Here is a 24,060-nt window from a genome sequence, read left to right on the forward strand (position 1 = left end):
TTGCACTTTGGAAACACCGTTGCTTAAGTGGGACGCATGACTGGTACCGGCACCCCTCTGCGCGTCGGGCTCGTGGGCTACGGCCTCGCGGGCTCCGTTTTCCACGCCCCGCTGATCGCCGCCACCGACGGGCTCGTACTCGACACGGTCGTCACCTCCAGCCCGGAGCGCAGGGAGCAGGCGCGCGCCGAGTTCCCCGACGTACGGTTCGCGGCCTCGCCGGACGAACTGTGGCAGCGGGCGGACAGCCTCGACCTCATCGTCATCGCCTCCCCCAACAAGACCCACGTCCCGATCGCGACGGCCGCGCTCAAGGCCGGTCTGCCGGTCGTCGTGGACAAGCCGGTCGCGGGCAGCGCGGCGGAGGCGCGTGAGCTGGCGGCGCTCGCCGAGGAACGCGGGCTGCTGCTCTCCGTCTTCCAGAACCGCCGCTGGGACAACGACTTCCTCACGCTCTCCCGTCTCGTCGCCGCCGGCGAGCTGGGCGACGTACAGCGCTTCGAGTCCCGCTTCGAGCGGTGGCGCCCGCACCTCAAGGGCGGCTGGCGCGAGTCGGGCGCGCCGGAGGAGATCGGAGGTCTGCTGTACGACCTCGGCAGCCATGTCGTCGATCAGGCGCTGGTGCTGTTCGGCCCGGCGGTACGGGTGTACGCGGAGGCGGACGTACGCCGTCCGGGCGCCGAGACCGACGACGACACCTTCATCGCGATCACGCACGCGAGCGGCGTGCGCTCGCATCTCCACGCCAGTGCCACCACGGCCCAGCTGGGCCCGCGCTTCCGCGTGCTGGGCTCGGTGGCCGGCTATGTGAAGCACGGACTCGACCCCCAGGAGGCGGATCTGCGCGAGGGCAGGCGGCCGGGCACGGGTCCCGGCTGGGGCCTGGAGTCCGAGTCGCTGTGGGGCCGGATCGGGGCCGGGGAGTCGCCGCTGACGGGCGGTGGCCACCCCGTGGAGACCGAGCCGGGCGACTATCCGGCGTATTACGCGGGGATCGCCACGGCGCTGCGCGAGGGCACCGCGCCGCCGGTGACGGCGCACGAGGCCGCGGCGGCGCTCGACGTACTGGAAGCGGCGCGGCGCTCGGCCCGCGAGGGCATCGTGGTCACGCTGGAGGTCCGGTCATGAGCGACGCCGTTCCCGCTGCCGACGTGCCCGTTCCCACGACCCCCACGGTGGCCGAACTCGAAGCGCAGGAAGCCCGGTTGGTCCTGCCCCACTTCACCCATGACGACGCGTGGACGCTGGGCGGTCTGCTGGTCGGGCTGGCGCGCGAGCAGAGCGCGCCGGTGGCGATCGACATCCGCCGGGGCACGCAGCAGCTGTTCCACTGCGCGCTGCCGGGCTCGACGGCGGACAACGACGCGTGGATCGACCGCAAGCGCCGGGTCGTGGAGCGGTACGGCGCCAGCTCGTTCCTCGTGGGCACGCGGTTCCGGGCCAAGGGCACGACCTTCGAGGACTCCTCCCGCCTCGACCCGGACCTGTACGCGGCGCACGGCGGCTCGTTCCCGATCGCGGTGGAGGGCGCGGGCGTCATCGGCAGCGTGACGGTCTCGGGTCTGCCGCAGGCGGAGGACCACGCCATGGTGGTGCGGGCGCTGGAGCGACTGCGCGGCTGAGGAGCGGGGGCGGGGCGGAGGCGGGGGCGAGGCGGGGAGGCCCGGGGTACGGAACGGGCGGACCGCCCCGTACCCCGGCCGACCCGCGCCCGAGCCGTTCCGTACCCCGGCCGGGGCTGCGCCGGGCGTACGGGGCGACCGCCTCGCGTCACGCGTCCTTGAACTCCTGGCGCTGCCGCCCCAGTCCCTCGATCTCCAGCTCCACCACATCGCCCGCGCGCAGATACGGCTTGGGCTCCGGCTTGCCCAGCGCCACCCCGGCCGGTGTCCCGGTGTTGATGACATCGCCCGGGTAGAGCGTCATGAACTGGCTGACGTACCGCACGACTTCGCCCACCCCGAAGATCTGCTCGGCGGTCGTCCCGTCCTGCTTCAGCTCGCCGTTGACCCGGAGCCTGAGCGCCAGCGCCTGCGGGTCGGGCACCTCGTCCGCGGTCACCAGCCAGGGGCCCAGCGGGTTGAACGTCTCGCAGTTCTTGCCCTTGTCCCAGGTGCCGCCGCGCTCGATCTGGAACTCGCGCTCGGAGACATCGTGCGAGACGGCGTACCCGGCGACATGCGCCAGCCCGTCCGCCGCGGAGTCCAGATAGCGGGCGGTACGGCCGATGACGACCGCGAGTTCGACCTCCCAGTCGGTCTTGACGCTCCCCCGGGGCACGAGAACGGTGTCGTCGGGACCGACCACGGTGTCCGGCGCCTTGAAGAAGATGATCGGCTCGGCCGGAATCTCCGCTCCGGTCTCCGCCGCGTGGTCGTGGTAGTTCAGCCCGATGCACACGATTTTGCCGATCCGGGCGAGCGGCGGTCCGACGCGCGGCCCGGCTCCGTCGAGTACGGGCAGTTCGCCCGCCGCGGCGGCGGCCCGGATCCGGTCGAGCGCCACGTCATCGGCGAGCAGCGCGCCGTCGATGTCCGTGACCAGCCCGGACAGGTCCCTGAGGGTCGTTCCGTCCTGGTCGAGCAGCGCGGGGCGCTCGGCCCCGGCCGTACCGACACGCAGCAGCTTCATGTCTGTCTCCTCTGGTCGAACATGACCCGGCCGATGGATGCGGCCACCGGAGGGGATTGGCCGATCCTCCAAGACATCCGATCACACGGCAAGACCCTGTTCACAGCCTGGACCACGTTCACAACCTGGAACATGATCACAACCTGGAACACGATCACCACCCGTCAGGCCCGCCCTGTCAGGGGGTGGCGGCGGCCAGCGCGCCCGCCGGATACATGTCCCGGTAGAGGAAGTAGCGTTCCGCCGCCGTCCACGTCGTACTCGTCACCACGTACAGCGCGGCGGCCAGCGGCACGACAGCGACGGTGAACAGCGTCGCGAAGGACAGCAGGGGCATCATCTTCGTCATCGCGCCCATACCGGGGACCTGCTGCCCGTCGGGCCCGGCGGGCATCGCGGGGGCGTGCGCCATCTGGATCTTCATCCGGCGGAAGTTGAAGGTGGCGACCCCGGCGACGATCGCGAAGAGGCCCAGATACACGAGCCCCGCGCCGCCCAGTACCCCGCCGTGCGCGAGCGCGTCCGTCCAGCGGTCACCGAGCGGCGCGGCGAAGAGGGAGTGGCCGAGCAGTTCGTTCCGCTCGCCGCCGATCGTCCGGTTGGAGAAGAGGTGGTACATGAGGAAGAACGCGGGCATCTGGAGCAGGCTCGGCAGGCAGCCCGAGAGCGGCGAGACCTTCTCCTTGGTGTGCAGCTCCATGAGCGCCTTCTGCATGCGCTCGGGGTTCTTGCCGTGCTTCTTGCGCAGTTCGGCGATCTGCGGAGCGAGTTTGGTGCGTGCCTTCTGGCCGCGGGCCGCCGCGCGGGAGAGGGGGTGGATCGCCAGCCGTACGCAGGCGGTGAAGAGGATGATCGCCGCGGCGGCGGCGCCCGCGCTGAAGAGCGGCTGGAGCAGATTGGCGAGATGTCCGACCAGATTGGCGAAAACGGACATGGTGAGCCCTCCGTGGGTCTCGTCGTGCCGGATGAGATGCGACTCGGCATGACGACCCGCGTTGGGGGTGTGGAGAGGGTGCGTACGTGCGAAGGGTGCCGTACGCCGTACGTACGGGGCTGCTCGCCCGCCGGAGGGCTGCTCGCCCGCCGGAGGGCGCTCGCCCCGCCCGGAGGGGCGCTTGCCCCTGCCCCGGAGGGCGCTCGCCCATGCCCGGAGGGCGCTTGCCCCGCGTACCCGTATCCCTGCTCTGCGTACCCCTGCTACGCGGCCGTCGGGAGAAGACGGCCGGGTGCTCGGGGCCGCGTGCGGCCCGAGGCGTCGGGGTCCCGTTGGGGCAGGAAGGCCGTACGTTGCTCGCGATCGCGGATGGCCGTACGTACCCGGTGCCGCGGGTGGGCGGGCACGGTGCGCGCGCTGATCAGGGCGCAGACGACGAGGGCGGAGCCCGCGGCGGCCGTGGCGGTGGCGGCGAGCGCGACGGCGGCGGAGAGGCCGCCGGCGTCGAGGAGCAGGACTTCGGCGACGAGGAAAAGCAGCAGCCCGGCGGGGCGCAGCAGCCGCAGCGCGCTGCGGACCATGGCCTGCCCCTCTCGTTCGGTCGTGCTTCCGGGTGCCGGAGCGGTTCGTACGGCACACACCGCTTCAGCCGTTATACACGATCGGCCGACAGGGGCTGAAGCGGTCGGCGGGGCCGGGGCAGGGTCCGGCGTACCGGCGGCGGTCGGTCAGTCGGCGCTCGCGGCGCTGCGGGGAGCACCGTCCGAAGGTGCGGGAATGACATCGCCCCCATGACGGGAATCGCGCGCATCACCGGATTCGCGGGAGCCGAGGGAATCGCCGGATTCGCCGGATTCGCCGGATTCGGATTCGCCGGATTCGAGGGAATCGCGCGCGAGCACGTCCGCGTCGGCCCGCTGGTCGGCGTCGGCCTTCGTCGCGAAGGTCACCGCCAGCGCGACGGCGAGATTGACGGCGAGCGCGACGATCCCCGCGTTCACCCCCCACACCGGATCGTGGCCGGTGAAGACCAGCGCACACACCGTCCCCACCCCCACCGCGAGCCCGCTCAGCCCGCCCGCCAGCGTCAGCCGCCGCCACACCAGCCCCAGCAGCACCATGGGGAGCAGCTGCGCCATCCCCTCGTACGAGATGAGGGAGAGCCGTACGAGCGTGTTGGGCGCGGCGTATGTCAGCACCAGCGCGCCCGCGCCCGCCACCACGACGACCACCTGTGCCGCGCCTTTCTGCCTGGCCCGCCAGCGCGGTACGAGCGAGAGCACGCTGCGCCCCCACATCGTCCCGATCACCAGCATGAACACGGCCATCGGCACGATCGAGGAGAGGGCCGCGGCGACTCCGATGATCCCGACCGCCCAGGCGGGCAGCGAGTCGACGACGAGCCGGAAGAGCGCGAGGTTGGAGCCGGCGCCGGTGAGCCCGGGGACGACGAAGAGCGCGGCCATGCCGAGCAGCATCGGGATGAAGAGCAGCACGTTGTAGGCGGGCAGCCAGATCGCGTTGCGTCGCAGCGCGTCGGCGCTGCGGGCGCCCAGATAGCCGGCGACGGTGGTGGGGAAGATGACGACGGTCAGCGCGTTGAGCAGGGAGGTCGTGATGAACCAGGCCGTGCCCAGCCCGCTGCCGCCCGCTCCGCCGCCCCCGTGTCCCGGCAGGGTCAGCCACTCCTCCTTCTGCGCCACCAGCCGGTCGAGGAGTGGCCCGTACCCGTCGAAGTAGTGCAGCGGCACATAGACGGCGAGGAACCCCAGGGTGCCGATCACCAGTACGTCCTTGAGCACCGAGACCCAGGCGCTCCCTCGCAGCCCGCTCACCACCACAAATCCGGTGGTCACCGCGAAGGCGATGAAATAGCCCCAGTTGAGGCTGATCGCCCCGTACGAGATGGTCGAGACGACCACACCCATGCCGGTGATCTGGAGCTGGATGTACGGCAGGAGAAAGACGGTCGCGAGCACCGCCGTCAGGGCGCCGAGCCAGGGCCGCCCGAAGCGGTGGGCGAGTATGTCCGTGATCCCCACAAGATCATGGCGGCGTGCATAGCCCCACAACATGGGGCCGACGACATAGCCGACCGCGTAGCCGCAGGACATATAGGCGACCACATAGAGGACGGGTGCGCCGTAGTTGTAGCCCCAGCCCGCGGCGCCCAGATAGCTGAAACTCGTATAGCTCTCGCCGGCCATCAGCACCCAGATGAAGACGGCGCCGAGGCTGCGTCCCCCGACGGACCACTCGGCGATCCCGCCGCCCGTACGCCGGCGGACGGCGAGCAGCCCGAGGCCGACCGTCCCGACCATGAAGACGGCGAAGATCGTGGTGGCGACGACGGCGTTCACTCCGCCCCCTCCCGGCGCCGCAGCCGCTGATCCCCGCGCCAGGCCAGCGCGACGGCGACGGGCGTCAGCACCGTGGCGCCGAGCAGCCACAGGGACAGGAACGGCAGCCCGAGGATCACGGGCTTCACCCGGTTCACCCAGGGCAGCGCTGCCAGGAACAGCACGAACGGAACCAGCAGCCAGAGCAGATGAGGACGGTGTCGGAGCACGTCAGGACCTTAGACGAGGCACGACCGGCCGCCCCCCTCCGCTCCCGCCCCGCACGGCAGTACGGTGTCCGTCATGCGCCCCGACATGCCTGCCGACCACACCACGGAAGCCGAGCGCCTGCTGCGCACCGCTGCCCAGTACCCCGAGGATCACGAACCCCTGCTCCTCCGGGCCGCGGCCCATCTGGAACTGGCCGGCGACCGCGACCGCGCGACCGGTCTCTACGACACCCTCCTCGCGGCCTCCCCCGACCACCCCCAGTTCGTCAAGGCGCTCCAGGCCGCCAACCTCTGGGAGTACGGCCACGAGGCGGAGGCCCGCGCGATCATCGACGGCCTGCGCACCGCGGCCCCGCTGGACCCGGGCCCCTGGGAGATCGTCGCCGAGACGCTGGAGTCCCACGACGAACTCGAAGCGGCCCACGACACCTTCACGACCGCGCTCAACATACTGCTCACCCCGGGCGAAGAGGTCCCCTACCCGGTCCACAACCTGCTGATCGGCCGCCACCGCGTCCGCCGCCTGCTGGCCCTGGACCACGACGACTGGGACGGCCTCGCGGACCGCGTCAACCCCGCCTCGGTCACCCTCGACGAACTCCACGACCCCAAACGCCTCTGGTCCCTCGGCTCGGACAACCCCGCCGAACTCCAGGCCGAGATCACCCGCCTCCGCGCCGAACTCGGCTCGTACCGCTCGGCCCTGTCCCGCCCGTTCCCGGTGGCGATGCTCCACTGGCCGGCCCCGGAACTGGCCGAACTCCTCACCGCGTACCCGACCCTGACCACCGAGTACCCCTCACACGAGACCCACCTGTCCCACCTCGAATCCTCCCTCCGCGACCTCGCCGCCACCGGCACCCCCAACCTGGGCATCGTCACGGCGACGGTCCCGTCGTACGAGGCGTTCGCGGCCTCGGAACAGTCGTCCCCCTCCAACACGGACCTGCTCCCCCAATACGCCACCACCCTCGCAGCCCGAGGCCGAGCCACCCCCTGGCCCCCGGCCCGCAACGCCCCGTGCTGGTGCGGATCAACAAAGCCCTACAGGGCCTGCCACGGCACGGGCTGAAAGGGAGAGGCGGCGACAGGACCGTGGCCGCCAGCGTGAATTCAGATACGCGGCCCCTGGCATGATGGGTGCGCTGGAACGCCGAATCTCCGGCGCACCCGGAGAGCGAGAGCCAATCGGAATATTTTTCAGCTGCTATATCATCCCGTCATTCCCCACCCGACGGCACGAGGCGATCCGCGCCAACCATCGCCGTCCCGCCAAATCGAGGCGATACCCCGTTCCTCCAAATAGCCTGAGTAGACACCGACATCCTCGGTGAACAGACCTACGAGATGAGGCTCGGGACGCTTGCGTTCACGATACAAGAAGTGGCTGTACTCATAGAGTTGACCGACAGCCTGCCGAACAGCCTCTGTCGGATTGCCACCTCGGACGACTTTCGCCTCCACTAGCCACTCGTCACTGGTGTTCGAACCCTGGTCCGCGCGATGCAGGACGAGATCTTTGGGATGCATGAGCCTCGTGGTCGGAATGTATCCGCACGACACGACATGCTGACCAAATGATTGGACGAGCGCCTCGTGATGGCGCTTCTTGATCTGTTGTCGTGCGGTGATATTCGCGATGTAGTCGGAGCTATCCTTGGGGGAGAAGCCGGCGAGCGCATCGCCCTCATTCACCGTGTGTCCATCGAACTCATAGTTCACCTGAAGGGTGGGGCTATCCTCAAACTGCCACAGGCGATCGGCGACATGCGCCCGCTTAAGTAGTTCGGCCGCATGTTCGAGGTCGTCTTGGAGCGCCATCTCATCAGGTAGCGCCGCCGTCTCGTAGCGGCGAGCAATCACGCTCGCGGCCTCGTACGCTCGCGGACGATCCGCGTGATGCCTCAACTCCGGCTCGTCAAACCATCCGTTCCTGCGTTGAGAAGCTACCACTGTGCGAAGCCGGGCGGCCTGACGCCGAAGATGCTCCTGTCGCGCTTGCCCCCTACCGAGTCGATCCTCTAGATGCGTAATACCTTGCTGAAGTGTTAGAGAAACTGTAAGGAGATCCGCGGCGAAGATGTAGGCCAAGTAGAGGCCCTTCCCAGCGTCGCTATTGATCTCTGGATCGAACACGCCAATCCACGGCGTTGCGGCAGGCGTCGTTTGCCCTCCGTACCCCCTAGCGATGAGCCCTGACGGGAGCCCCAGGTCGAGGCGCTTCGCGACCCCTCGCAGCACCTGCTGCCCCACAACGTCCCGTCTCGACCCAGCGTTCGCGTCATACGTTTCGGCGACCTCGCGCAGCAGACCATGTATCCCCATGGTTCAAATCTAGAACAGGGCCAAGAGTTTTACGATCAGTTTTGATCAAACAGCAACCGTACGGCCCGTCAAAAGCCTGCCCGATCAGGCGTTTTCAACACGCGAGCCACACCAGGCTTGGCGCCTTCGCGGACGACCTGCGGACGCCGCAACCGAGGCTCTGGACGTCATGGGTGCTACTTGGTTAGCGTCCCGCCACCGCATGGCGAGACGCGCTCCGTGAAGTTCGACGTGCGTCGTCTCTGGAAACGGCTGGCTCATACAACTCGCTTCGCACACTCAGTCACCAATTCATAACATGCAATTCCGCGCACCCGCCGGCGATCGACAGACAACCCCACATGCGCGCCGGAACCGCAGAGCAGCGCACGAATACAAATCACATCTATCACCTACCCAGCGGCAACAAATTTGAGCATAACTCCATCAAGAGTGGTAAATACATGCAAAATATCACAAAGGTTGCAATCGATTCACATGAACCAAAATGGTACCAATTAAACCAAAGGAAAAGCGTCGCACGGCAAGTTCAGGGGGCGCCTCGGTTGCAAGTATCCTGCCGTCAATCAGTTGCGTAGTTGCTCGACCAATGACCCAAAGGGGAAGCTGACTGCATGAGCACACCAGGCACCCAATTCTCTCGCTCAACGACCACCCAAGCCGCCAGCTGGTTCCTCGACTTGCAATCTGCCGGGCGACTCGACCTTGATCCGCCCTATCAGAGGCGGAGCGTATGGAACCTTTCGTACAAGCAATTCTTCGTCGACTCACTAATAAGAAACTATCCGGCGCCCACAATATTCCTACAAGTGGACGTCTCGGTGGACCGACCTACCATCTATCGCGTAATCGATGGTAAGCAGCGACTCACCGCCTTGTTCGAGTTTCAGCGAGATGAGTTCACGACCCCAGACGATCTCAACGACATCGGGCTCGGAAATAAATACTTCTCGGAGCTTCCAGAAGAAGTGAAGCTTGCACTCTTGGAGTATGTTTTCACCGTCGAGAACATTAAAAGGGCTTCCATCGTAGAACTCAATGACGCCTTCGATCGACTGAACCGAAACGTAGCACGTCTAAATAAGCAGGAGTTGCGGCACGCTAAGTTCGACGGAGCATTTATTCGTAAGGTCGAGCAACTTGCCGAGCACCCCTTCTGGGCAGAAATTGGCCTCGTAACTCCGGCCAGAATTCGACGCATGCAGGATGTAGAGTATGTTTCGGAGCTCTACATCCTTTCCATGGATGGGGTCCAAGAGGGGAAAGACTATCTTGACGACTACTACGCGAGCAACGATAAGGAGGTGAACGGCGAGAGTATAGCCGACGAGCATTTCATTGGCGTGCAGGATTATTTGAGAGAAGTAAATAGCACCTACCCTCTGAAAGGAAGCCGCTTTTCGAACGTCGCCGACTTCTACTCGCTTTGGGCTGCCACGGACGAACTACACCATAAACGAGAGCTTCCATCAGCCGAACAGGCAGGGTTGCAGCTGAAGGATTTTGCCCTCGAGATCGACGCCCAGCAGACTCGTAGATCTGTTGATTACAGAATTGCTGCAGTCCAAGGATCAAACAAGAAATCGAACAGAGAGCTACGCGCCGGATTTCTCCGTGACGTACTGATAGGTCACTGATGCGTGCCACCATCTCAGCTTCTTTCCGTGGGAAATACAGCGAGATATCGCAATCCTTGGAGGTCGGGGCGGAATGGCTCAATGCCCGTTTGGCCGCAGATTTGCATGACCTTCGCCCGGTATCCCTGCAAGTTCGAGTTAAATCAGTTGATTCAGTCTTCGCCAAGCTACAAAAAGGCGATTACGAGGGAATTTGGGGTATCGAAGACCTGATCGCCGCACGCGCGGTCTTTCTACATCCAGCCGATGTAGGTAATGCAATTGAGATGATCGGTGGAAAGTTTCCACAAGTTGATACTAAAAACACCGAAGCCGGTAAACCTACCGATTTCAGATATCAGCAACCTCACTTGATTGTGGGTTTTCCACTGGACTATATCGATCGACACCCCGAACTCGAAGAGGTGAAGATTGAGCTGCAGTTCACCACCTACATCCAGCATGCACTGCAGGAGTCAACCCATGATGTGATCTATAAAGGCTCTCGCTTTTCATGGCGAGAGGCGCGACTGGATAGCCGCCTTCGTGGACTGTTGGAAATCGTCGACGACGTTCTTGCAAATATTTCAAACGTCGCGCAGGTAGATGCCGAGCCGGTCTACGCGCTCTTCGATAGCAGAAATCAGATAATCGAAGCAGCCGAGCAATTGTGGACCGCCGATCGCCTACCTGCCGACATGAGACGCTTTGCGATCACTGTCGAAGGAATATTGACTGCCGCAGGAGTGACTGTTGAGCAGCTAATGGATCTATCGAAGTTGCATCCCGACTTGGTGGAGGCCCTATCACTAAGCCCCGTCGACAAGATCGTTGGAATCCTACTTCGCGAGCGATTCGATGAACTATTGAAGGGGATCAAGCGTCGAAGATTGCTGATTTCCAGTGAGCTTGAGGACATGGTTCCTCAAGCCGCCAAATGGCCCTCTGAAAAGAGGGTCGCTCTTTCGTAGAGAGGCGCCTCGTCGAAAGAAGCGCGAGACTAGCGACGAACCTGTTCTACTTCGACTTGCTACGGGAAAGCCCGAAAGACAAAAAACCAGAGACTGAAATGCTCGGACTTTAGGAACGTGTCGATCTTTCGCACCATCCATCGTTGACTGCGGGAAACCGAGGCGACCGCCTATGACGTTTCCGACTCGCAGTGCCGCTGGGCGTGTTGTAGGTCCTCGTCCATTTCGAGGTCGTGGGCATGGAGTCAGTAAGGAAGGGCGGTGGTATATCGATCGTCGCTTGCTCAGCGACCACTGCAAGAACGCTTCCGCTTTGAGGGATGTGGTTCGTCAACGCGACCGGTCCGAGTTGGCCTAGAGGTACGGGCGGATGATGATGTTCGGGCGGTCTGGGCGGGATTTGGCCAGGTGGAGTTTGGTGCGGATCGCCGCTACCAGTTCCTCGGGGTGGTCGCGGATCAGGGCTGGGGCCGCGCTCGTGACGTCGATGCCGTGGGACTCCAGGAGCAGGCGGCGGCGGAGGGTGGTGCGGTAGTCGGCCACGCCCAGGTGGTACTCCTCCGAGTCGACCTCCAGGGCCACCCCCGCGAACGGCCAGTAGGCGTCCGGGCGGGCGAGGAAGGTGCCCGTCGAGGTGAAGAGGGCCGGGTTCCAGAGGGCGTCCGGGAGGCCGGCGGCGTGGAGGGTGGTGCGGGCCCGGCCCTCGGCGATGGAGCGGATGCCTGCGCGGAGTTCGTCCAGGGCGGTGCGTACCGCCGGGTTGCGGAGGGCGTGGGAGGCGTGGAGTTCGGCGCGGAGATCTTCCGGGTGGCAGCTGCACCGCTGGACCGTCGTCGCGAGGATCGCGCGGATCCGTTCCGGCGAGGGCTCGTGGGCCGCGCAGTCGGAGGCCGCGCGGACCGGGCGTACGCAGGGGATGCCGTCGACCAGCAGCGTCGGTGGCCAGCGGCTGGTGCGGCGCAGGTGTACGTACGCTCTGTCGCGCAGGCCGCGGCGTGCGGCGACCAGGACGTCGGCGCGGTCCGTGCCCGCGTCCCGTACCCCGTACAGCGCGAGCGCCGCCTCGCCGGTCAGGACGGCCTCTGTGCCCGAGAGGGCGGCCGTCTCCGTGTCCGCGTAGAGGACGGCGGCGAGGAGCCGTTGGCGTACGTCCGGAGCGCCAGTCTGTATCAGGACGACGCCGGGCAGCGGGCGCTGCCAGGGGCCGGACGGTGCGCAGCGGGCGTGGGCAGTGCTGGCGGCGAGGCCGGTGGCGCGGAGTTGGCGGGTGGTCGCCAGGCGCCGCTGCGTACGGGACAGCTGGGCGATGGCCGCGTCGGCGGGGGTGGTTCGGGGCATGGGGGTTCCGTGCCCACGCCCGGCCCGGAGTGGACACGCGTCGGCGGACTGTGACGATCTCTTGCGTCCTCCGTAGCGTTCAAGGCAGATGGTCATACCGGCCCAGAAACGCTGCGATCGCCTCGTGCAGCGCCCCCGGCTGGTCCAGATGGACATCGTGGGCCGCGGACGGGATGACCCGTACCTCCGTCCCCGGACGGCGGACCCGCATCTCCGCGGCTTCCGCCTCCGGCATCGAGCCCGACGCGCCGCGTACGACGAGCGTCGGGCAGCGCACCCGGGACCACTCCTCCCAGAAGGAGCGGCGGGCGTTCTCCGCGACGCAGGCGACCATCACCTCCCGGTCGATACGCGGGCGCAGGCCGTCCGGGTGTTCCGCCAGGCCCGCCGCCCACGCCCGGCCGGCCGGACCGCCGCCGAAGAACGCGGTCGCCGCCTCGCTGGACGCGAACGGAACCGGCCAGGAGTCCAGCCAGCCGCCGATCCGCGCGGGCAGCTCAGGACTGGGGCCCTTGGGGCCCGCCTCGATCAGTACCAGGGCACTGAACAGGCGCGGATGAGCGGCGGCGGCGAGCATGGCCGTATGACCGCCCAGGGACTGGCCCACGAGGACGGGCCGGTTCAGCGCGAGGTGTCCGGCAACCGCCACCACGTCCCGTACGTGCGCCGCGCGCGAGACGTCCGCCGGGCGGAGTTCGCTCGCGCCGTGGCCGCGCGCGTCGTACGCGACCACGCGGTGCGCGGGCCGGAGCAGCCGTACGAGCGGGTCCCATTCGGCGGCGTGGCCCGCCAGGCCGTGGAGCAGGAGTACGGGCCGCCGCCCCGGGCCGGCCCCATCGTCACCGCCGTGGTCGACATACGTCAGCCGTACGCCGTCGTCGCTCCGCACCGTTCTCGTGGTGCGTGCCATGGCATCGGACGTCTCATGGAGACGCTTTCCGGTTCCGTTGAACGGTCCTGTCCCGCCCTCCGTACTCAACAGCAACTCCCCCATGGTGGCTGGGCGCGTGAACGGACGACATGGTCCGGATCACGCGCCCAGCGCTTCGTCACGCGCCCAGCGCCTCGTCACGCGCCCAGCAAGTGGGACACCGTATAGATCAGCAGGCCCGCCAGCGCGCCCACCACCGTTCCGTTGATCCGGATGAACTGGAGGTCGCGGCCGATGTGCGCCTCGATCTTCTTGGAGGTGTCGGCGGCGTCCCAGCTCGCGACCGTGTCCGAGATCAGGGAGGTGATCTCACCGCGGTACGTGGAGACGACATACGCCGCCGCGTCCTCGATCCATCCGTCCAGCTTCCCCTGGAGCCGCGCGTCCGTCGCCAGCCGTGACCCCAGGGAGAGCAGCGAGGCGCGGGCGCGCAGGCGCAGTTCGCTCCGGTCGTCCTCCGCCGCCGACATGATCATGGCCCGTACGGAGGCCCAGGCCGAGGCGATGATGTCCTGCACCTCGGGGCGCGCCAGCAGCTCCGACTTCAGCCGCTCGACCCTGGCCCGGGTGTCCGTGTCCGACTGGAGGTCCGCCGCGAAGTCCCGCAGGAAGCGGTCGATGGCGCCGCGCGCCGGGTGGGCCGGCATGTCGCGCATCTCCGTGATGAAGCGCAGCAGTTCCTTGTAGACGCGGTCGCCGATCCTGCGGTCCACGAAGCGCGGCGTCCAGCCCGGCGCCCCGCCCTGGACCGCGTCCATGACCGAGTCCCCGTGCTCCACCAGCCAGTCGTGCGCGCGGGCGCAGATCAGATCGACCGCGCGGTGGTGGGCGCCGTCGGCGACGACCGTGTCCAGGGTCTTGCCGAGCCCCGGCGCGATCTCGACCGCGTCCGCCCGCCGGGTGATCGCCTCGCCGACGACCGCCTGTACGTCCGAGTCCCGCAGGACGGTCAGCGCGCCGCGCAGCGCCGTGGACAGTTCGGCGGTGACCCGGTCGGCGTGGTCCGGTTCCGCGAGCCAGGTGCCGAGCCTGCGTCCGATGCCGAGAGCCCTCAGCCGGTTCCGTACGACCTCGGCCGAGAGGAAGTTCTCGCCGACGAACGCGCCGAGCGAGGTGCCCAGTTGGTCCTTCTTGTTCGGGATGATCGCGGTGTGCGGGATGGGCAGACCGAGCGGGTGCCGGAACAGCGCCGTCACCGCGAACCAGTCGGCCAGCGCGCCCACCATGCCCGCCTCGGCCGCCGCGGCGACGAAGCCGGCCCAGCCGCCCATGCCGGAGTTCTTCGCCCATGTGGCGAGCACGTAGACCAGGGCCACCAGCAGCAGCAGACCGGTGGCGGTGGTCTTCATCCGGCGGACGCCGCGCAGCTTCTCCTCGTCGGCGGCCGTATACGTGAAGGCGGGGAGCGCCGAACGCTTCCCGGTCCCGGACGGCCGAGGTGCGCCCGGCAGACCTGATCTGCCGGGGACGCCCGACGTACCCGATCCAGCGGACCCACCGGACCCGCCTGACCCACCGGCTCCGCCAGGTCCGTCGGACCCACCAGGCCCACCAGACCCGCCTGACCCACCGGCCCCGCCAAGCCCACCTGACCCGTTGGCCCCACCGGACCCACCAGGCCTGTCGGACCCACCAGGCCCACCAGACCCGCCGCTACCGCCGCCGCCCTCCACCGCTCTCTCCGGATCTGTACGTTCCATCCGCTCCACCCGCTCCACCCGTCCGCGCAAGCGCCGTGCTCAGCGCACTCTGCTCAACGCTCCATGCTCCCGTTCTCGTGCCCGGCACAAGGGCCGCGCCCACCGTCACACCCCAGCCCCTACCGCATTGTCCCTGCCTGAGGTACTCCCGGGGCGGACGTCGAGTTCCCGCGCGATGTCGGATGATGTGATTCTGCAGGTAGGGATTCAGGGAGACACGGGGGACACGGGGGCTATGACCAGACATCACGGATACGCCCTGCTCGGGGCGCTGGTCGCGGTGGTGGCGCTGGTGTGCGGCGTCATCATCACCGGGTACGGGCTCCTGGACGGCGCCGGCGGCTCGCGCGCGGACGCGGACGATTCCGGGGACCGCCCCCAGGGCCGTACCCCCGTGGGCACGGCCGCGCCCGCCTTCGCCGGCAACTGGACCGGCACCTGGGCCGCCGCTCCGTCGGGCGCCGAGCCGGGGGCGCCGGTCGGCCATCCCGGGCGTTCCATCCGTAACGTCGTGCACACCAGCATCGGCGGCACCAGCGTGCGGATCACCTTCTCCAACCTCTACAGCCCCGCCCCGCTGCTGATAGGCGGCGCCTCGGTCGCGGTCGGCGAGGGCGGGGGCGGCCCCGAGGCGGTCGCCGGGACCATGCGGCAGCTGACCTTCGGCCGCCGGGCGGCCGTGACCGTACCGCCCGGCGGGCAGATCGTCAGCGATCCCGTGGCGCTGCGGGTCCCGTACGCCGGCGATCTGCTGGTCACGCTCCACACCCCGCGCGGCGGCGGGCCCGTCACGTACCACCGGCACGCGCTCCAGACCTCGTATCTCGCCGACGGCGACCGTACGCGGGACCTCGACGCGACCGCGTACACCCCGTCGCGCAGGGTCTGGCGCTATCTCACCGCCGTCGATGTCCTCAACCGCGAGGCGCGGGGCGCGGTCGTCGCCTTCGGTGACTCGATCACCGACGGGGTCGGTTCCGGCTACGACGCGAACCGCCGCTGGCCCGATGTGCTCGCCGCGCGCCTGCGCGACCGGCACATCGGTGTGGTCAACGAGGGCATCGGCGGAAACCGCGTCCTGAGTGACGCGTCGGTGCTGCGCAACGGCGCGAGCGGGCTCGACCGCTTCCAGCGTGACGTACTCGACCGGGCCGGTGCCAGGACCGTCGTCATCGACCTCGGTATCAACGACATCCTGCGGGGCGGCGAGACCGACCCGGCCAGGATCACCGCCGGGCTGCGCGAACTCGCCCAGCGGGCGAAGGCACGCGGGCTGCGCGTGATCGGATCGACGCTGACACCGTTCGGCGCGCACCGGGGGTACAACGCCACCACCGAGTCCGTACGCGACCGGGTCAACGAGGAGATCCGCTCGGGCCGGGTCTTCGACGAGGTCGTGGACTTCGACAAGGTGGTACGCGATCCGTACGCGCCCGACCGGATCAGGCCGGTGTACGACTCGGGCGACGGGCTGCACCCGAGCGAGGCGGGGTACCGGGTGATGGGCCGTTACCTGGGCCTCCGGCTGCTGGAGGACCGGACCCCGGCCCAGCTGTGAGCGTGTGGCACAGGGGGGCGGCAGAGGCCGGGGGCACCGTGAGCGTCGCACCAGCGCCCACCACGGGGGTACGGGCCGCAGCAGCGCGGGCCACGGAGGTAAAGGCCGCACCGGCGCCCACCACGGAGGTACGGGCCTCAGCGGTACGGGCCGCACCAGCGCGGGCCGCGGCGCCGACAGCCGCCGCGACCGTCAGTCCAGTTCCTTGCGGTCCGCCTTCTTCTCCAGCTTCTGGCGCCTGCGCTCCTCCTTGAGCCGGCGCTTCTCCGACTCCCGCACCTTGCGCTCCACCCCGACCCCGCCCATCAGCGCGAAGCCCGAGATGATCACCCGAGGCGACCCCGGGCTCGCCGCGCCCTCGCCCGACTCGCCGAAGCCGCCCATCAGCCCGAAGCCCCTGACCTCGACATCCAGGTCCGGCGGTACGGTGACATGCACCCCGCCCATGATCGTGAAGCAGCGGATCACCACATCGCGGTCCTCGAACCGCGCCTCGCGCAGGTCGATCTCGCCGCCCCCCATGAAGACGGCGGTCGTGAACCTGCGGGCCACCGTCCACGTCCCCCTGCGGCGGAAGCCGCCCCAGAACGCGAAGGCGCCCTTCGAGGTGGCCGGCTCCCGGCCGATCCGGCTCTGCCAGCTGCCCACCTCACCGGCACTACCCGCACCGCGCGTGCCGACGGACGTGTCCGGTGCGAGCGCCACGTCCGTCGTCGTCCCCGGCGCGGGGAGGTCCCGTACCAGCGGCGCCAACTCGCCATGGGTGCGCGCCTTGAAGGCCGCCTCCAGGCGCTCGTCGAACTCCTCCATATCGAGCCGGCCCTCGGCCACGGCCTCGCGCAGCCGGGCCGCGACCCGCTCCCGCTCGGCGTCGGAGGCGCGCGTATCGGGGCCGGTGCAGGGCGGCGTGTCAGGCCGGTCACTCGTCATGCGAGCAGACTAGTCAACGGTGCGGCTCACGTCACACAGCTGATCGATCGGCATACATCTTGGCGATGACCGCCTCGATGTCCGGCTCCCGCACCGACAGATCCACCAGCGGATACTCCGCCGCGATCCGCGCGACGAGCGGCGCCGCGGACTCGGCGGCGGGGAAGGCCAGCCACTGCCGCGGGCCCTCCACCCGCACCGCCCGTGCCCCGGCCACCTCGATCGGCGGAAGCTCGCGCTCCAGGTCCACGACGAGCGTCCGCTCGCTCTCCCCCACTTCGTGCAGTCCGGCCAGCCCGCCGTCGTAGAGCAGCCGGCCGTGGTCGATGACCATCACCCGCTTGCAGAGCTGCTCGATATCGGTCAGATCGTGGGTGGTCAGCAGCACGGTGGTGCCGCGCTCCGCGTTCAGATCCCGCAGGAACTCCCTGACCTTGGCCTTGGAGATCACATCGAGACCGATCGTCGGCTCGTCCAGATACAGGACCTCCGGGTCGTGCAGCAGCGCCGCCGCGATGTCGCCGCGCATCCGCTGGCCGAGCGAGAGCTGCCGTACGGGTACGTCCAGCAGCTCGGCCAGATCGAGGAGTTCGACGCAGCGCTCCAGATTCACCCGGAACCGCGCGTCCGGCACCCGGTACATCCGGTGCATCAGCCGGTACGAGTCGATCAGCGGCAGATCCCACCACAGCGTGGTCCGCTGACCGAAGACCACACCGATGCGCTGCGCCAGCCTCGTACGCTCCCGGGACGGATCGATGCCCGCGACCCTCAGCCGGCCGCCGCTCGGGGTCAGAATGCCTGTCAGCATCTTGATGGTCGTGGACTTGCCGGCGCCGTTCGGGCCGATGTAGCCGACCATCTCGCCGCGCGGCACGCGGAAGCTGATGCCGTCGACCGCCCGCACCTGATGCTTCTCGCGGCGCAGCAGACCGGCCTTGCGGCGTACGTCGAAGACCTTCTCGACGCCGTCCAGCTCGATGAAGCCCGTGCCATCAGTACCCATCGGTGCCACCTGTACCACCCGTGCGATCCGTGCGATCCGTGCCGTCCGTACTCATGAACGCTCCGCCCCGACTCTCTCTGTACGCCCCGTACAACCCGTACGACCTGCCCACCCCCGGTACGACCTGCCCACCCGTACGAGCTGCCCCGGTACGCTCCGACCGGCTCCCCGCCCGCCGCTCAGCTCCCCGTACTCCGGTACGCCCGCAGCCCCGCCCGCCACGCCACCCCCGCCAGCGCACAGCACGCCACCGCCACCAGCGGCGGCAGGAACGCGGCCAGATCCGGCAGCCCCAACGGGTCCTCCCTGCCCAGGACATACAGCGCCGGGATCCAGTTGACGAAGGCCAGCGGCACCACGAACGTCACCCCGCGCACCAGATCCTTCGCGAAGACCGTCGGCGGGTACTGCAACAGCGTCGTCCCGCCGTACGTGAACGAGTTCTGCACCTCGGAGGCGTCCTGCGCCCAGAACTGGAACGCGCCGCCCGCCACGAACACCGCCGCGAAGATCGCCGCCCCGCTCAGCACCATCATCGGAAGCATCAGCGCCCGCGTCACCGTCCAGTCGATGTCGACCGTCAGCAGGGCGTAGCCCAGTACGAGCAGCCCCTGGGCGACCCGGCCGAGCCGGCGCAGCGCGAACCGGTCCGCCGCCACCTGCGCCAGTACGGGCACGGGCCGCAGCAGCAGCGTGTCGAGCGTGCCGTCCCGCACCCGGCGGCCCAGCCGGTCCATGGAGCCCAGCACCAGGTCGGAGAGGCCGAAGGCCGTGGCGGACGTCCCGTACAGGAAGGCCACCTCGGGCAGCGAGTAGCCGCCCAGCGCGTCCACGTGAGTGAACATCAGCAGGATCGCGACGAAGTCGAAGGCGGTCGCCGCGAAGTTCCCGAACGCCGTCATCACGAAGGACGCGCGGTACGCCATCGTGGACCGCATCCACATCGCCACGACCAGGCCGTACACCCGGAGCCCGTCGCGCAGGGCGGCCCGCCGCGACAGCCGCGGAATCCACGCCTCCGCCGATGCGTCCCCGGCCGCCCACCCGGCCGCGTCCCCGGCCGCCACCGCCGATGCGTCCGCGTCCCCGGCCGCCTCCGCGAGCGCGCCCGCGTCCACCCCCACCGTCCCGCTCGCGGCGATCTCCTCAGCCACCCTGGACCACCACCCTCCGCGTCGCGACGCTCTGGAGCAGCCGTCCCGTCGCCAGCAGGGCCAGCGCCCAGCCGGCCTGGAACGCGTACGCCCCGGCCAGGTCCCACCCGGTGTGCTTGCCGAGGAAGACATCCGCCGGGACCTGGAGCAGCGACGACCAGGGCAGCGCCCGCGCCACCTCCCCCAGTACCCCCGGGAAGAGATTGAGCGGCAGCAGCAGCCCGGAGAAGAACATCCCGGCCAGCATCGCCATCTGCGCCGCACCCGCGCCGTCCATCAGCCAGAACGCGGAGAGCGCGACCAGGAAGCGGATCGCGAAGCTGACGACCACCCCCAGCGCGACGGCGAACAGGAACGCCAGCCAGGTCAGCGGATTCGCCGGCAGCGCCAGTTCGAAGGCGAACGCGCCGAGCACCATCGGTACGATCCCGCGCCCCAGCAGATGGAACGCCGCCCGGCCCAGGTCCCCGGCCAGCCACCACAGCTGGAGATCGGCCGGCCGGTAGAGGTCGACGGCGATGTCACCGGTGCGGATCCGCTCGACCAGTTCGTCCTCGAAGCCGCCGCCCATCATGGCGCAGGTCATCAGCAACGCTTGGCCGAGCCATACATAGGTGACGGCCTGGGAGAGGTCGTAGCCACCGAGGTGCGGCCGCTCATCCCAGAGGGCCGTATAGGTGTACGCCATGATGAAGCCGAAGACGGTGTTGGTGAACACTCCCGCGAAGGTGGCCACCCGGTACGTCGCATAGCGGCGGAACCCACCTGCGGCCACTACTGCGTACAGCCGCACTACAGCCCCCTCCCCCATGCCATTTCCCCCACACCCTCAGCGCGTCGTCGGCCTCCTGGCACCAAAGCGAACGACCCTAGCCCACGGGACCGGCCACCGCGACCGGTTATCCGGCTGTCGTTACTCCCTCGTTCTGTCCGCGTTTCATAGGAGTAGGCAGCGTTTCCCGGAAATGCACGGCTTCTTCTGGGATTGCACCGCGAATCGCCTGATACGACACCGTGAGGCCGGTAAGTGAACCGCCGGCCGCGGCCGAGGAGTCACCACTGATATGAGCGACGAGCCACAGCAGTACGGCTGGGCCCCCCGGGACCCCTCGGCCCCCCGTTCCTTCCCCGGCCGGCCGGGGAAGCAGGGCGGGCCTCCCGCGCCTCCCCGCACCGGCCGGCGCAGAGCCCTCCCGACCCGGCGCACGCTGTTCGCCGGGCTCCTGATCTTCGCGCTCGTCCTCATGGGCGGCTTCGTCCTGGGCTACAAGCTCGTCAGCATCCCGCCCGCCAACGCCGCCGCCACCGCCCAGTCCAATGTGTACCTGTACGCGGACGGCACCCAGCTCGCCCGCGACGGCGAGGTCAACCGCGAGAACGTCAGGCTCTCGCAGGTGCCCAAGCACGTGCGGCTGGCCGTACTGGCGGCCGAGGACCGCGGCTTCTACAACGAGCCCGCCGTCGACCCGCAGGGCATGGTCCGCGCCGCCTGGAACACCCTCACCGGCAAGGGCACCCAGGGCGGCTCGACCATCACCCAGCAGTACGTCAAGAACTACTACCTCGGCCAGGAACAGACGATCGTCCGCAAGGCCAAGGAATTCTTCATCGCGATCAAGCTCAACCGCGAGGCGACCAAGGCACAGATCCTCCGGGGCTATCTCAACACCAGCTACTTCGGGCGCAACGCGTACGGCGTCCAGGCCGCGGCCCAGGCGTACTACGGCAAGGACGTGGAGGACATCAACACGGCGGAGGGCGCCTATCTGGCCTCCCTGCTCAACGCCCCCAGCGAGTTCGACGTCGTCGTCCACCCCGAGAACAAACCGGCCGCCCTCGCCCGCTGGAACTACGTCCTCGACGGCATGGTCAAGGAGGACTGGCTCAGCCCCGCCGACCGCCGCGCGATGAAGTTCCCGAAGCCGGGCCAGGTCAGACACTCCAGCAGCGGGCTCGCCGGACAGCGCGGCTATATCGTCCAGGCCGTCGAGGAGCACCTCACCAGCAACAAGATCATCGATGAGAAGACCCTGGCCGCCGGCGGCTACCGGATCACCACGACGCTCGACCGCGAGAAGCAGGACGTCTTCGTCGCCACCGTCAGGAAACAGGTCACCTCGCGGCTCGACGCCGACCGCAAGCCCGACCGCAACGTCCGGGTCGGCGGTGTCTCCATCGACCCGCGGACCGGCAAGGTCGTCGCCATGTACGGCGGCATCGACTACACCAGGCAGTACGTCAACAACGCGACCCGCCGCGACTACCAGGTCGGCTCCACCTTCAAGCCGTTCGTCTTCGCCGCCGCCGTCGAGAACGGCTCCGAGACCCTGTACGGCGAGCCGATCACCCCGTACACCGTCTACGACGGCGACAACCAGCACATGGTCGAGGGCCCCGACGGCTCCACCGGCTACTCCCCGGCGAACGAGGACGACACCGACTACGGGCCCGTCTCCGTGCGGACCGCCACCGGCTACTCCGTCAACGCCGTCTACGCGCAGATGGCCCAGGACGTCGGCCCCGGCACGGTCAGGAAGACCGCCGTCGCCCTCGGCCTCCCCGAGAACACCCCCGACCTGACCGCGACACCCTCCATCGCGCTCGGCCCGGCCACCGCCTCCGTACTGGACATGGCGAAGGCGTACGCGACCCTCGCGAACCACGGCAAGCGCGGCATGTACACGCCGGTCGACAAGATCACGAAGAACGGTACGGAGGTCACCCTGCCGAAGCCCGACATCAAGCAGGTCATCAGCCGCCAGGCGGCCGACACCACCACCTCCGTGCTGCGGAGCGTCGTCGACGAAGGCACCGGCACCGCCGCCCAGTCCGCGGGCCGCCCCGCCGCGGGCAAGACCGGCACGGCGGAGGAGGACAAGGCGGCCTGGTTCGCGGGCTTCACGCCGGAGCTGGCGACGGTCGTCGCGGTCATGGGCGCCGACCCGGTGACCGCCGCGCAGAAACCGCTGTACGGGGCCCTCGGCCAGGATCGCGTCAACGGCGGCGGGGTGCCGGCCGAGATCTGGGGCCGGTTCACGGCCGCCGCTCTCCGGAACACCGAAGTGCGGGAGTTCGATCTGCGGCTGGAGGACAGCTCGGACGAGGATTCGTCCAGCGACGAGGAGCAGGCGGGCCCGCCCGGCAAGCCGAACGGATCGCACCGGCCCGGCCCCGAAGGCACGGAGAAGGGCCAGGCCCCGGGTCGGGGCGAGGTCCGGCCCGGGGCCGGCGCGCATGACGGCCCGGCCCCCGACCGGACGCGGGGCTCCGAGCACGGTGAGAGCAGGAAACAGCCGGTGGGACAGCCGGCCGGCCGGTCACCCGGACAGTCCGAGGGCGGCGCGGCCACGAGTGGCAGTGGCACCGGTGGAAAGCCGGCCGCCGGCGTTACGGACGGCGGGGGCCGAGGCGGGAAGGGAGACGCGGACGACGATCAGGGCGCCCGCACCTCCCTGTCCGACGCGCCCGACAGCTGACGCACCTGACAGCGACGGGCCCGGCAGCACCCGCCTGACAGCGGCGGACCGGCAGGACCCGCCTGACAGCGGCGGGCCCGCCGGCTCCCGTCAGTGACCCGACGTCGCCTTCAGCCCCACCACGGCGACGAGCAGCAGACAGACGAAGAAGATCCGGGCGGCGGTCGCCGGCTCCCCGAGCACCACCATGCCGAGCACCGCCGCACCGGCCGCGCCGATACCGACCCACACGCCGTACGCCGTACCGATCGGCAGCGTCTTCGCCGCATGCGACAGCAACAGCATGCTCGCGACGATCCCGGCGCCCGTGAAGACGCTCGGCCACAGCCGGGTGAACCCCTCGGTGTACTTCATCCCGATCGACCAGCCGACCTCGAGCAGACCGGCGACAATCAACAGAACCCACGCCATGACGGCACCTCCGGCACGAAAAACACGGACAACAGGTGCGTCGTCTTTCGTTTGACCCGGTACGGCGCGTCTCGTCGGGGTCTCCCCAAGGTAGCAAAGAGGCGAAACCCTCTGCCGGAGACCCCTGCCAGGGACGGCTACAGATAGAGCCCGGTGGAGTCCTCGGAGCCCTCGAAACGGTCCGCCGCGACGGCGTGCAGATCACGCTCACGCATCAGTACGTACGCCACCCCGCGCACCTCGACCTCGGCGCGGTCCTCGGGGTCGTACAGCACCCGGTCGCCCGGCGTCACCGTCCGTACGTTCTGGCCCACGGCCACCACCTCGGCCCAGGCCAGCCGCCGGCCGACCTCCGCCGTCGCGGGGATGAGGATGCCGCCGGACGAACGCCGCTCGCCCTCCGGGATGTCCGTCCTGACCAGCACGCGGTCATGGAGCATCCGGATGGGCAGTTTGTCGTGCTGGTCGTGTTGGCTGCGGGAGTTGTCGCTCACGACGCAGAACCTACCT

At 68.7% G+C, this 24,060-nt stretch carries 22 protein-coding genes and 1 riboswitch; of the genes, 7 read left to right on the forward strand and 15 right to left on the reverse strand.

All coding sequences use genetic code 11. The annotated features are described in order from the left end of the window. Positions 1-36 precede the first annotated feature (36 nt). Both CU044_RS14710 and CU044_RS14715 read left to right on the forward strand, forming a co-directional pair. A complete protein-coding gene (locus CU044_RS14710; protein WP_129769029.1) occupies positions 37-1,128 on the forward strand; it encodes a Gfo/Idh/MocA family oxidoreductase in 1,092 nt (363 codons plus the stop codon). Then, positions 1,125-1,622 carry a heme-degrading domain-containing protein gene (locus CU044_RS14715; RefSeq protein WP_129769030.1) on the forward strand — a complete coding sequence of 166 codons (498 nt, stop codon included), beginning with the start codon at positions 1,125-1,127 and terminating at the stop codon, positions 1,620-1,622. The genes CU044_RS14710 and CU044_RS14715 overlap by 4 nt, the downstream gene beginning before the upstream one ends. Before the next feature lie 148 nt (positions 1,623-1,770). Here the strand turns inward: CU044_RS14715 and CU044_RS14720 are convergent, their stop codons facing one another. From CU044_RS14720 to CU044_RS14740, 5 genes are all read right to left on the reverse strand, one after another. After that, positions 1,771-2,631, reverse strand: a complete 861-nt coding sequence (locus CU044_RS14720; protein ID WP_129769031.1) for a fumarylacetoacetate hydrolase family protein — start codon at positions 2,629-2,631, stop codon at positions 1,771-1,773. Positions 2,632-2,809: 178 nt separating this feature from the next. Further along, on the reverse strand, positions 2,810-3,565 hold the full coding sequence (locus CU044_RS14725; protein ID WP_129769032.1) for a YidC/Oxa1 family membrane protein insertase: 756 nt from the start codon (positions 3,563-3,565) through the stop codon (positions 2,810-2,812). A gap of 263 nt (positions 3,566-3,828) precedes the next feature. Then, the gene (locus CU044_RS14730; protein WP_129769033.1) at positions 3,829-4,146 is read right to left on the reverse strand and encodes a DUF6412 domain-containing protein; all 318 of its coding nucleotides are present in this window, start codon (positions 4,144-4,146) and stop codon (positions 3,829-3,831) included. Between the two features lie 147 nt (positions 4,147-4,293). Next, entirely contained in the window at positions 4,294-5,925 is a 1,632-nt protein-coding gene (locus tag CU044_RS14735; protein WP_129769034.1) for a sodium:solute symporter family protein, read from the reverse strand. Further along, positions 5,922-6,134, reverse strand: a complete 213-nt coding sequence (locus tag CU044_RS14740) for a DUF3311 domain-containing protein (RefSeq protein WP_240045606.1) — start codon at positions 6,132-6,134, stop codon at positions 5,922-5,924. The genes CU044_RS14735 and CU044_RS14740 overlap by 4 nt, the downstream gene beginning before the upstream one ends. Before the next feature lie 73 nt (positions 6,135-6,207). On the opposite strand from CU044_RS14740, the gene CU044_RS14745 reads away from it, so the two are divergent. Continuing rightward, positions 6,208-7,206 (forward strand): SEC-C metal-binding domain-containing protein, encoded by a 999-nt coding sequence (locus tag CU044_RS14745; RefSeq protein ID WP_129769035.1) that lies wholly within the window; start codon positions 6,208-6,210, stop codon positions 7,204-7,206. A 140-nt stretch (positions 7,207-7,346) separates the two neighbouring features. Here CU044_RS14745 and CU044_RS14750 read toward each other — a convergent pair whose 3' ends face one another. Further along, the gene (locus CU044_RS14750) at positions 7,347-8,459 is read right to left on the reverse strand and encodes a DUF3578 domain-containing protein (RefSeq protein ID WP_129769036.1); all 1,113 of its coding nucleotides are present in this window, start codon (positions 8,457-8,459) and stop codon (positions 7,347-7,349) included. A 614-nt stretch (positions 8,460-9,073) separates the two neighbouring features. Between CU044_RS14750 and CU044_RS14755 the strand changes: the two genes are divergently transcribed. Both CU044_RS14755 and CU044_RS14760 read left to right on the forward strand, forming a co-directional pair. Next, positions 9,074-10,096 carry a DUF262 domain-containing protein gene (locus CU044_RS14755; protein WP_129769037.1) on the forward strand — a complete coding sequence of 341 codons (1,023 nt, stop codon included), beginning with the start codon at positions 9,074-9,076 and terminating at the stop codon, positions 10,094-10,096. Then, positions 10,096-11,046 carry a RelA/SpoT domain-containing protein gene (locus tag CU044_RS14760; RefSeq protein ID WP_129769038.1) on the forward strand — a complete coding sequence of 317 codons (951 nt, stop codon included), beginning with the start codon at positions 10,096-10,098 and terminating at the stop codon, positions 11,044-11,046. Before CU044_RS14755 ends, CU044_RS14760 begins: the two co-directional genes overlap by 1 nt. A gap of 354 nt (positions 11,047-11,400) precedes the next feature. Here the strand turns inward: CU044_RS14760 and CU044_RS14765 are convergent, their stop codons facing one another. The 3 genes from CU044_RS14765 to CU044_RS14775 form a co-directional block, all read right to left on the reverse strand. After that, on the reverse strand, positions 11,401-12,384 hold the full coding sequence (locus CU044_RS14765; protein ID WP_129769039.1) for a hypothetical protein: 984 nt from the start codon (positions 12,382-12,384) through the stop codon (positions 11,401-11,403). Positions 12,385-12,463: 79 nt separating this feature from the next. Next, positions 12,464-13,294, reverse strand: coding sequence for an alpha/beta hydrolase (locus CU044_RS14770; protein WP_129769040.1), 831 nt, complete (start codon positions 13,292-13,294; stop codon positions 12,464-12,466). A gap of 158 nt (positions 13,295-13,452) precedes the next feature. Beyond that, positions 13,453-15,015, reverse strand: coding sequence for a DUF445 domain-containing protein (locus CU044_RS14775; RefSeq protein ID WP_129769041.1), 1,563 nt, complete (start codon positions 15,013-15,015; stop codon positions 13,453-13,455). Positions 15,016-15,250: 235 nt separating this feature from the next. On the opposite strand from CU044_RS14775, the gene CU044_RS14780 reads away from it, so the two are divergent. Further along, positions 15,251-16,573 carry an SGNH/GDSL hydrolase family protein gene (locus CU044_RS14780; RefSeq protein ID WP_129769042.1) on the forward strand — a complete coding sequence of 441 codons (1,323 nt, stop codon included), beginning with the start codon at positions 15,251-15,253 and terminating at the stop codon, positions 16,571-16,573. Between the two features lie 192 nt (positions 16,574-16,765). Here CU044_RS14780 and CU044_RS14790 read toward each other — a convergent pair whose 3' ends face one another. From CU044_RS14790 to CU044_RS14805, 4 genes are all read right to left on the reverse strand, one after another. Next, positions 16,766-17,503: a DUF1707 domain-containing protein gene (locus tag CU044_RS14790; protein WP_129769043.1), complete on the reverse strand. Its 738-nt coding sequence runs from the start codon at positions 17,501-17,503 to the stop codon at positions 16,766-16,768. A gap of 31 nt (positions 17,504-17,534) precedes the next feature. Beyond that, on the reverse strand, positions 17,535-18,509 hold the full coding sequence (locus CU044_RS14795) for an ATP-binding cassette domain-containing protein (protein WP_129769044.1): 975 nt from the start codon (positions 18,507-18,509) through the stop codon (positions 17,535-17,537). Positions 18,510-18,688: 179 nt separating this feature from the next. Then, complete coding sequence (locus CU044_RS14800; RefSeq protein WP_240045613.1) at positions 18,689-19,519, reverse strand: ABC transporter permease; 831 nt, start codon at positions 19,517-19,519, stop codon at positions 18,689-18,691. Positions 19,520-19,655: 136 nt separating this feature from the next. Next, entirely contained in the window at positions 19,656-20,456 is an 801-nt protein-coding gene (locus tag CU044_RS14805) for an ABC-2 family transporter protein (RefSeq protein ID WP_129769045.1), read from the reverse strand. Between the two features lie 271 nt (positions 20,457-20,727). Here CU044_RS14805 and CU044_RS14810 point away from each other — a divergent pair, with 271 nt between their 5' ends. Beyond that, positions 20,728-23,139 carry a transglycosylase domain-containing protein gene (locus CU044_RS14810; protein ID WP_129769046.1) on the forward strand — a complete coding sequence of 804 codons (2,412 nt, stop codon included), beginning with the start codon at positions 20,728-20,730 and terminating at the stop codon, positions 23,137-23,139. Positions 23,140-23,229: 90 nt separating this feature from the next. Here the strand turns inward: CU044_RS14810 and CU044_RS14815 are convergent, their stop codons facing one another. Then, positions 23,230-23,550, reverse strand: a complete 321-nt coding sequence (locus CU044_RS14815; RefSeq protein WP_129769047.1) for a multidrug efflux SMR transporter — start codon at positions 23,548-23,550, stop codon at positions 23,230-23,232. A 34-nt stretch (positions 23,551-23,584) separates the two neighbouring features. Further along, positions 23,585-23,656, reverse strand: a riboswitch (guanidine-III (ykkC-III) riboswitch). Between the two features lie 31 nt (positions 23,657-23,687). Next, on the reverse strand, positions 23,688-23,990 hold the full coding sequence (locus tag CU044_RS14820; protein WP_051746386.1) for a co-chaperone GroES: 303 nt from the start codon (positions 23,988-23,990) through the stop codon (positions 23,688-23,690). Between the last annotated feature and the right edge of the window lie 70 nt (positions 23,991-24,060).

The sequence above is a fragment of the Streptomyces sp. L-9-10 genome (assembly GCF_004151105.1).
Classification (GTDB): Bacteria; Actinomycetota; Actinomycetes; order Streptomycetales; family Streptomycetaceae; genus Streptomyces.